Below are 6,881 nucleotides of genomic sequence, written 5' to 3'. Positions count from 1 at the left end.
CCATCCTCGACCAGCTGGACTCCGCCGGCATCGAGGCGGACGAGCTGACCGTGCACACCCCCGACCTCGACGACGTGTTCTTCGCCCTGACCGGCACCAGCGTGCCCAGCCAGGCCAACCACCCCAAGGAGACTGTCCGATGAGCTCCCTCTCCCTCGCCGTACGCGACTCGTCGACGATGCTGCGCCGCAACCTCCTGCACGCGCGCCGCTACCCGTCCCTCACCCTGAACCTGCTGCTCACCCCGGTCATGCTGCTGCTGCTCTTCGTCTACATCTTCGGCGACGCGATGAGCGGCGGAGCGGGCCGCTCCGCCTACATCGCCTACATCGTCCCCGGCATCCTGCTCATGACCATCGGCTCGACCGTCGTCGGCACCGCCGTCTCGGTCTCCACCGACATGAACGAAGGCATCATCGCCCGCTTCCGCACCATGGCCATCCACCGCAGCTCCGTGCTGTTCGGGCACGTCGCCGGCAGCGTGCTGCAGGCGATCATGAGCGTGGTCCTCGTGGGGGCAGTCGGCGTCGCCATGGGCTTCCGCTCCACGGATGCCACGGTCCTGGAATGGCTGGCAGCATTCGGGCTGCTCGCGCTGGTCGCCCTGGCCTTCACCTGGATCGCGGTCGGCATGGGCCTGGGCAGCCCCAACGCCGAAGCCGCCAGCAACAATGCCATGCCGCTGATCCTCCTTCCCCTCATCTCCAGCGCCTTCGTTCCCCTGAACTCGATGCCCGGCTGGTTCCAACCGATCGCCGAGTACCAGCCCTTCACCCCCGCCATCGAAACCCTCCGCGGCCTCCTCCTCGGCACCGAGATCGGCAACAACGGGTGGATCGCCCTCGCCTGGTGCCTGGGCCTGACCGTCCTCGGCTACCGCTGGTCCAAGGCACAGTTCAACCGCGACCCCAAATAGGCGACATGAGCGCGCGGACCGCCTCCCGCAACTCGTCCCGCCCCAGGGCGGCGTACTCCGACACCACGTCGGCGTACGCCGCCCCGTCGGTGTGGGCAACGCCGAGAGGGTGCCGTGCCTGATCAGCGAGAGATTATGACCGCCGAGACCATCATGGGGCCGACGATCAGAAGCACCGACCTTCCCAGGCTGAGAAGAGATCGTACGACCGACAGCACGCGGGGAAGTGGCCTGATGCCGAGATCGGCCAGTGCCAGCCGCGTAACGTGCACCGGCTGCGCATCAGGCACCGTCCGGGGCCGTTCCCACGCGTACCACCGTACGAGCCGATGCCCCTTGGGGGCGGAGTCACCGGTGAAGCTCAGGCGGGTACCGGAGACGTCGGTGATGATGATGTGCATGGTGGAACCCCCGCGGTGGACCTCTTTCCAGGTCCGCACACTCCGCAGGGCATGCAGGTCGATCGTGCGATGTCCGGTCCACGTACGCGCGGTGAAGAACCGTGAGTCGGTCCCATGCCTGCGCCATGGTTTCCGAGCTATGCACAGGTAAGGCAGAGCATGGCAACCGAAGCCCGCCATGACACCCGTTGTCATCATGATCGGGGAAGCGTCGGAGAGGGGCGCTGCCAGCACGGCCGGAACCACCGTGATCACTGCCAGACCGGCGACAATGGCGGTCGTCAGGAAGCGGACTCGCCGAGGCGTTGCGGAAGAGGGGAGCGCGGCGCTCTCTTCGGCGTTGGCGTTGGACGACGCGTAGTCCGGCACGAGGGAAATCTAGCCACCAGACACAGGTCGGCTGTCAAGCATCACCCGACATTCAACGCGTCAAGTATGGACCGGGCCAGGCAACTTGAACACGGAGCGCCGGCTCAGGAGCCGGTATTCTCCCAGGCCCCTTTGCCGCTTTCGGTGCCGTGGGTGTGGCAGGTCGAACGCGGGGTCGGAGATGACGGGTCAGGCCGCGTGCCCGAAGGAGCGCAGCCGGGTGAAGGAGGATTCCAGCCCCCGCTTCAGCAGCCGCGCCGCGGGCCGTTCCACGAGGCGATGGACCAGCCAGCTCAGGACCAGGAAGCCGGCGATGACGAGGGCGACCAGGAGCCGGGCGTCCATGGCGTCGTGCAGGCGGCTGATCAGCGTCGTGCCGATGACGTAGTGCATCAGGTAGAGCGGGTAGGTCAGGAAGCCCGCGGTGACCAGCCGCTTCCAGCGGATGTGATCGGTGAAGCCGCCCGTCGGATGCCCGAGGGCCTCGGAGCGCTGCAGGCTCCGCTTCACAACCTCGGCGTACTCGCCATCGCCACCCAGATCTGTCTGGTGTACGTCACCAGCGGTCTGTACAAGGTCCAGGGCAAGCTGTGGCAGGACGGAACGGCGCTGTTCTACATCATGCGCATTCCCGAATTCTCCCTGCCCGGTGTGTCCGATCTGGTCTACGGCAACGACATGCTGGTCTTCGTCGGCACCTACTCGACCACCTTCTTCCTGGTGTACTTCCCGCTCGGCATCCTGGTGCCAAGGCTGCGCCCAGGGGCCGCCGTTGCGTCCATCGGATTCCATGTGTCCATCGGATTCTTCATGGGGCTCACCGGCTTCGCCCTGACGATGGTGGCGTGTGACCTCATCTTCCTGAGCCGGCCGCTCGGAGAGCGTGCGGCCTTCGCGACCCGTGCCAAGGCCCGGATCGAGCGGTCCCTGCGCGAACGGCTGCGGCGGCCGGAAAAGGACGCCTGCGAAACGGCCGCCCGGGGGCGGTGGAAAATACTGGCTGATCGTCAGGTCGCGTGTCTGAGCGGCCATTTCAGATCGAACCCATGGCAATACGCGAACGGTGGAGTCAACTGTGGCAATGGTCGGGCTGTTCTACGTCTCCGAGGATGCGGTCCACCTCGGTGCACCACCTGGCGAGTCGGCCCCCGGTGTCCGGTTGGCCGCCGCGGGCCTCGACGAGGTCGGACCCCGGTCCGGCACCTGGAAGTGGGCCGACCTCAGCTCGGTAACCGTCGTCGGTGCGCCGGTGAGAGCGACCCCCGGCCGGCAGCTGTCGATGACGCTGGACGTGGTGCTCGGGGCCATGGGGCTGGGCGGACCGGAGGGACCCGCCGAGATGACCGTACGTGTCCAAGCACCCGACGGTGTGGCTGAGTTGCTCGTGCACTCGGCCGCCGCCGGCGCGTACACCCCTCGTGAGGTCGAGCTGTCCCATCAGGTACTGGACCGCTTCGTCGCCGGGACTCTCAGCCCGGCGGTCCTCAGCGCATGGGGGCGTGCACACGGTGCAGGAAAGACTCCGCGCCCCGCCGAGCGCGAGACTCTTCTCCAGCAGTGGGCTCAGTCCTGATGGCGGGCTTGTCCCTGCGGCCCGTTCCTGTCTGCGTGCTCAGCAGCTCGGCTCCGCCGCTGGCCAGGCACGGGCACGATCCGGCCGCCTTCGTCGAGATCGGGTCCCTGACCAAGGTTCTCACCGGCACCGTACTGGTGCGGATGGTCCGGGCAGGCCTGCTCGGCCTCGACGACGCGGTGGAGCAATGGCTCCCGACACCGCCCGGATCGGGGATCACGCTACGGAACCTGGCAGACCACACCTCGGGCCTGTCACGGCTGCCACCGGGCCTGACCGGCCCCGATCCCTACGCGGCCTTCGACGAGGACGCGCTGCAGGCCCTCCTGGGCCGACTCGGGGAGGTCACCGTGAGGCAACCCAGACCACGCGCGACCGGGGCATGACGGCATACGCACCGCACGGCTTCGAGATGCCGGGCACCTACGACCCCGAGTCGGGCCAGGCATGGACCAGGCGCAGGGACCTGTACATGGTCCACGACATGACGGCCCAGTGGACGGTCCTGCGCCAGAAGCTCGTCACACAGGCCTACCCCAACGGCTGAACACAGGCACAGTCTGCGAGCGTCGAGGGGTCCAGGGCACCCGCACCGTCCGCATCGCTCCGACCGCCGTTCCGGCATGTCCCTCGCCCCCGAACAACCGGATCATCCCCGGGCCCGTGCGCAGCGCGTCTTACGGAATCCGGTGGTGCCCCCTACTCGACAACCCCTCACCGCACTTTCCGACTTCGCCTCATCAACGAGTGGGACCCAACGGGTAGAACGGCTGTGCCATGATCGGCGGCGTTCGGCCCCATGGGGGCCATGCACCCATGGGTGGGGCAGATGCGCTGGTACGTGGTGGTGCCGTTTGCGGTCATGTCGACGCTGGCGACGGTCGAGGGAATCGCGGCGATCAGAACAGGGTGGGTGTTGCCGTGGCTGCGCAACAAGGTGTTCCGGCCGCGCCTGTGGGGGTACGCGTCGTTGCTGATGGCCGCGTGCCTCGCCCTCCAGATATTCGACAGCCCCAAGACGCATTTCCCGATCGGCCACCTGGGAGTGGCCGGGGGGTTTATCGGCTCGGCAATGATGGTGGTCGCGAGGCGGCCGGCCAAGGCCGGCTGACGTCACTGCGGGTGTTTTGAGCCGGTCGGCTTGCCGACCTCAGGGTGGACCGGCGCTCCCATCCGACCACCTTCGCCCCAGGCAGAGCCAGGCAGTCGCGGACCAGGGCGTCAAGTCCTTTCGCACAGAGGCGACTTGAGGAGGTAGGGCGTGGGATCGCTCGCAGCCGCCTCAGGGCATCCCGCCCAATGCCACCTGCCACCCGGCTAGTCCTGAACCGGCAGGTCCGGATGTGTGAGGACAAAGATCATGTACGCGGCCGCAGCCGATGTACCCACGAACGAGAGCACCAGTCCGACCAGAGGCTGAGTGCGGCTCGTGTTCTGACGCGCCGCAGCGCGGTATTCGATGGAACCCCGGACAAGGCCTGTGAGGCCCAGCGGCAAGGCCAGTAGCCAGACGAGCATCCAGAACGGGCAGCAGAACCAGAACGCAACGGAAACCCCACCGAATGCGACGGCAAGGTTCATCCGCCCCGGTCTGTCGCCAGTCGGGTCATCAGCAGGAGTCACGCGCTGATCAAAGCAGCATCGGAGTGACGTTCCGCAGCCGCCCCTGGTCAAGCTTTCAGACTCGAGCGAGCGCGGAGTCACGGGAGACACCGGGCGATCACGGTTCACGGACATGCGGAAACCCCGGACGTGACGTTTCTTGATCGTCCGGCGCTCTGTTCAGTGGGCCGGTACGACCGGTCCACTGAATCAAGGAAGGAGCGCGAGTGCGCTTCACACATGTTGCGTTGACCGTCGGGCTCGCGGTTGCGGCGAGCCTGCCACTGTCGGGAACCGCAAGCGCGGGGGGAACGGTGGAGGCCGGCCGGATCACCGCCACGGACTACTCTGCGGGGTTCCCCGCCACCGTGGCGCTGGACCCGGCGACCGGCTCCGTCGCCACCACGTTCGCCCAGGCCGCGGAGGACGGGGTCGTCTCGCCCAAGGGCTCCCGGGTGGCGTACATCCAACGCCGGGACACCTGCATACCGCAGGACGAGGGCTGCATGTACGCCCGCGACCTGGTGATCGCCGAGGCCGACGGCAGCGATCGGCGCGTCCTGGCCGAGGGCGTCCAGCCCGAGGATGCCACCGCGCCGTACGTCGGGCACCCTGACTGGTCCCCGAACGGTAAGAGGATCGTCTACGACAGCCCACGCGGCCTGGAGTGGATCGCCACGGACGGCACCGGTGGCGAGGTGCTCACCTCCGGCAGTCGCGGCACGTTCTCCCCGGACGGCCGGAGCATCGCCTTCCTGAAGGCCACCTCGTACGAGACGCCGGAAGGCTGGGAGTCCGGCTCCGACGTCTACATCCTGGACCTGGCCACCCGTGAGGTCCGCGCCGTCACAACCGACCACCAGGCAGGGTCGACGCCCGCCGACTGGTCCCCCGACGGGCTGCGCGTCGTCCAGTCCACCGGGCACGGTCTGCGCATCACGGACGTGGCGACCGGCGCCGCCACCGAGCCGCAGTGGCCGATGCCCCTCTCCGGCATCCAGAACCCCGTCTTCTCCCCCGACGGCAGCCGGATCGCCTTCAACGCCGTCGACGACTTCGCCGGCACAAGTGGCGTCTATGTCATCGACGCCGCCGACAGCGGGAACCTCCGCGTGATCACCGACCGCCCCGTGACCCTCACGGACTGGCTGGCCTACTAGGACCGCGGGGCCCCGGCCCCAGCAGGATTCGGCGGCCGTCCGTCCAGGTGGGCGTACGGCCGCACCCTCGGCACGCGGACGGCATCTTCGCAGAAACACTTCGTTCACGGTGAACCAATATGTGTGGTCGCGAAGTGAGAAATCAGAACAAGGCGCAATGAGGGTATCTCACACAACAAGCCGAGCGAAATCATTCACCACGCGGGGCCGATCCCACCGTGCTACTGTCGATCTCAGTTGCAGTTGTGGTTCCCAAAAACTCCAAGTGCCTCCAGCGGTTTTTCCTGCCGTTGGGAGCGCTTTTGTATTTCCGGTCATTTTCCGGGCGGGGCAATCATCACGCGACGCGGAGTCCGCACAGTGCGGACCCCGAGCACTGCCCCGAAGGAGATTCGACATGGCATCTGGCACCGTGAAGTGGTTCAACGCAGAAAAGGGCTTCGGCTTCATCGAGCAGGACGGTGGCGGCGCTGACGTGTTCGCCCACTACTCGAACATCGCCGCCCAGGGCTTCCGCGAGCTGCAGGAAGGCCAGAAGGTGAACTTCGACATCGCGCAGGGCCAGAAGGGCCCGACGGCCGAGAACATCGTTCCCGCCTGACGCTGACGCGTAGTACGAGCTGGGTCCCGCACCTTGGGGTGCGGGACCCAGCTCGTTTCATCTGAGGGTGCTTCCCTCCCCACAGCCAACGGCACCGCCAGCGGCAAGCACCGCGGAATCGCAGCCTCATCGCACGGGGCGCCCTATCCGGCTCCAGACGCATGTTCCGTATGAGATTCCACTCCGGAAATACGACCCTGCCGCCCGAGGCTCTGCACGCATTTCAGCGACCGACGCCGCTTCTGCTTCCGCTCGGATC

The 6,881-nt window shown here is 67.1% G+C and carries 8 protein-coding genes and 2 pseudogenes; 8 read left to right on the top strand and 2 right to left on the bottom strand.

Annotation, left to right across the window (positions count from 1 at the left end):
* Both ACIA8E_RS36065 and ACIA8E_RS36060 read left to right on the top strand, forming a co-directional pair.
* Positions 1-143, top strand: a pseudogene (locus ACIA8E_RS36065) (ABC transporter); the annotation flags it as partial.
* Positions 140-916, top strand: a complete 777-nt coding sequence (locus tag ACIA8E_RS36060) for an ABC transporter permease (protein ID WP_399304719.1) — start codon at positions 140-142, stop codon at positions 914-916. The pseudogene ACIA8E_RS36065 and the gene ACIA8E_RS36060, both read left to right, overlap by 4 nt.
* 959 nt (positions 917-1,875) lie before the next feature.
* Here the strand turns inward: ACIA8E_RS36060 and ACIA8E_RS36055 are convergent.
* Positions 1,876-2,148: pseudogene (locus tag ACIA8E_RS36055) on the bottom strand (acyltransferase); the annotation flags it as partial.
* Between the two features lie 613 nt (positions 2,149-2,761).
* Between ACIA8E_RS36055 and ACIA8E_RS36050 the strand changes: the two are divergent.
* The 4 genes from ACIA8E_RS36050 (at position 2,762) to ACIA8E_RS36035 (ending at position 4,370) form a co-directional block, all read left to right on the top strand.
* Positions 2,762-3,259 (top strand): hypothetical protein, encoded by a 498-nt coding sequence (locus ACIA8E_RS36050; RefSeq protein ID WP_399304716.1) that lies wholly within the window; start codon positions 2,762-2,764, stop codon positions 3,257-3,259.
* A 35-nt stretch (positions 3,260-3,294) separates the two neighbouring features.
* Positions 3,295-3,645 carry a serine hydrolase domain-containing protein gene (locus ACIA8E_RS36045; RefSeq protein WP_399304713.1) on the top strand — a complete coding sequence of 117 codons (351 nt, stop codon included), beginning with the start codon at positions 3,295-3,297 and terminating at the stop codon, positions 3,643-3,645.
* Positions 3,642-3,806, top strand: coding sequence for a hypothetical protein (locus tag ACIA8E_RS36040; protein ID WP_399304710.1), 165 nt, complete (start codon positions 3,642-3,644; stop codon positions 3,804-3,806). The genes ACIA8E_RS36045 and ACIA8E_RS36040 overlap by 4 nt, the downstream gene beginning before the upstream one ends.
* Positions 3,807-4,088: 282 nt before the next feature.
* Positions 4,089-4,370, top strand: coding sequence for a hypothetical protein (locus ACIA8E_RS36035; RefSeq protein ID WP_399304707.1), 282 nt, complete (start codon positions 4,089-4,091; stop codon positions 4,368-4,370).
* Between the two features lie 206 nt (positions 4,371-4,576).
* Here ACIA8E_RS36035 and ACIA8E_RS36030 read toward each other — a convergent pair whose 3' ends face one another.
* Positions 4,577-4,840 carry a hypothetical protein gene (locus ACIA8E_RS36030; RefSeq protein WP_399304704.1) on the bottom strand — a complete coding sequence of 88 codons (264 nt, stop codon included), beginning with the start codon at positions 4,838-4,840 and terminating at the stop codon, positions 4,577-4,579.
* Between the two features lie 248 nt (positions 4,841-5,088).
* Here ACIA8E_RS36030 and ACIA8E_RS36025 point away from each other — a divergent pair, with 248 nt between their 5' ends.
* Both ACIA8E_RS36025 and ACIA8E_RS36020 read left to right on the top strand, forming a co-directional pair.
* Positions 5,089-6,021 carry a hypothetical protein gene (locus ACIA8E_RS36025; protein ID WP_399304702.1) on the top strand — a complete coding sequence of 311 codons (933 nt, stop codon included), beginning with the start codon at positions 5,089-5,091 and terminating at the stop codon, positions 6,019-6,021.
* A gap of 397 nt (positions 6,022-6,418) precedes the next feature.
* Positions 6,419-6,622 carry a cold-shock protein gene (locus tag ACIA8E_RS36020; protein ID WP_014047008.1) on the top strand — a complete coding sequence of 68 codons (204 nt, stop codon included), beginning with the start codon at positions 6,419-6,421 and terminating at the stop codon, positions 6,620-6,622.
* The last annotated feature ends 259 nt before the right edge of the window (positions 6,623-6,881 follow it).

It is taken from the genome of Streptomyces sp. NPDC051664 (assembly GCF_044453545.1).
Lineage (GTDB): Bacteria > Actinomycetota > Actinomycetes > Streptomycetales > Streptomycetaceae > Streptomyces.
The sequence above is the reverse complement of the archived record's forward strand: the minus strand, read 5'-3'. Positions and strand labels throughout refer to the sequence as shown.

Bases quoted from the DNA above. Each gene is read 5' to 3' on its own strand.
- ACIA8E_RS36020 (WP_014047008.1), top strand. From the start codon at position 6,419: ATGGCATCTGGCACCGTGAAGTGGTTCAACGCAGAAAAGGGCTTCGGC.
- ACIA8E_RS36060 (WP_399304719.1), top strand. From the start codon at position 140: ATGAGCTCCCTCTCCCTCGCCGTACGCGACTCGTCGACGATGCTGCGC.
- ACIA8E_RS36030 (WP_399304704.1), bottom strand. From the start codon at position 4,840: ATGAACCTTGCCGTCGCATTCGGTGGGGTTTCCGTTGCGTTCTGGTTC.
- ACIA8E_RS36040 (WP_399304710.1), top strand. From the start codon at position 3,642: ATGACGGCATACGCACCGCACGGCTTCGAGATGCCGGGCACCTACGAC.
- ACIA8E_RS36035 (WP_399304707.1), top strand. From the start codon at position 4,089: ATGCGCTGGTACGTGGTGGTGCCGTTTGCGGTCATGTCGACGCTGGCG.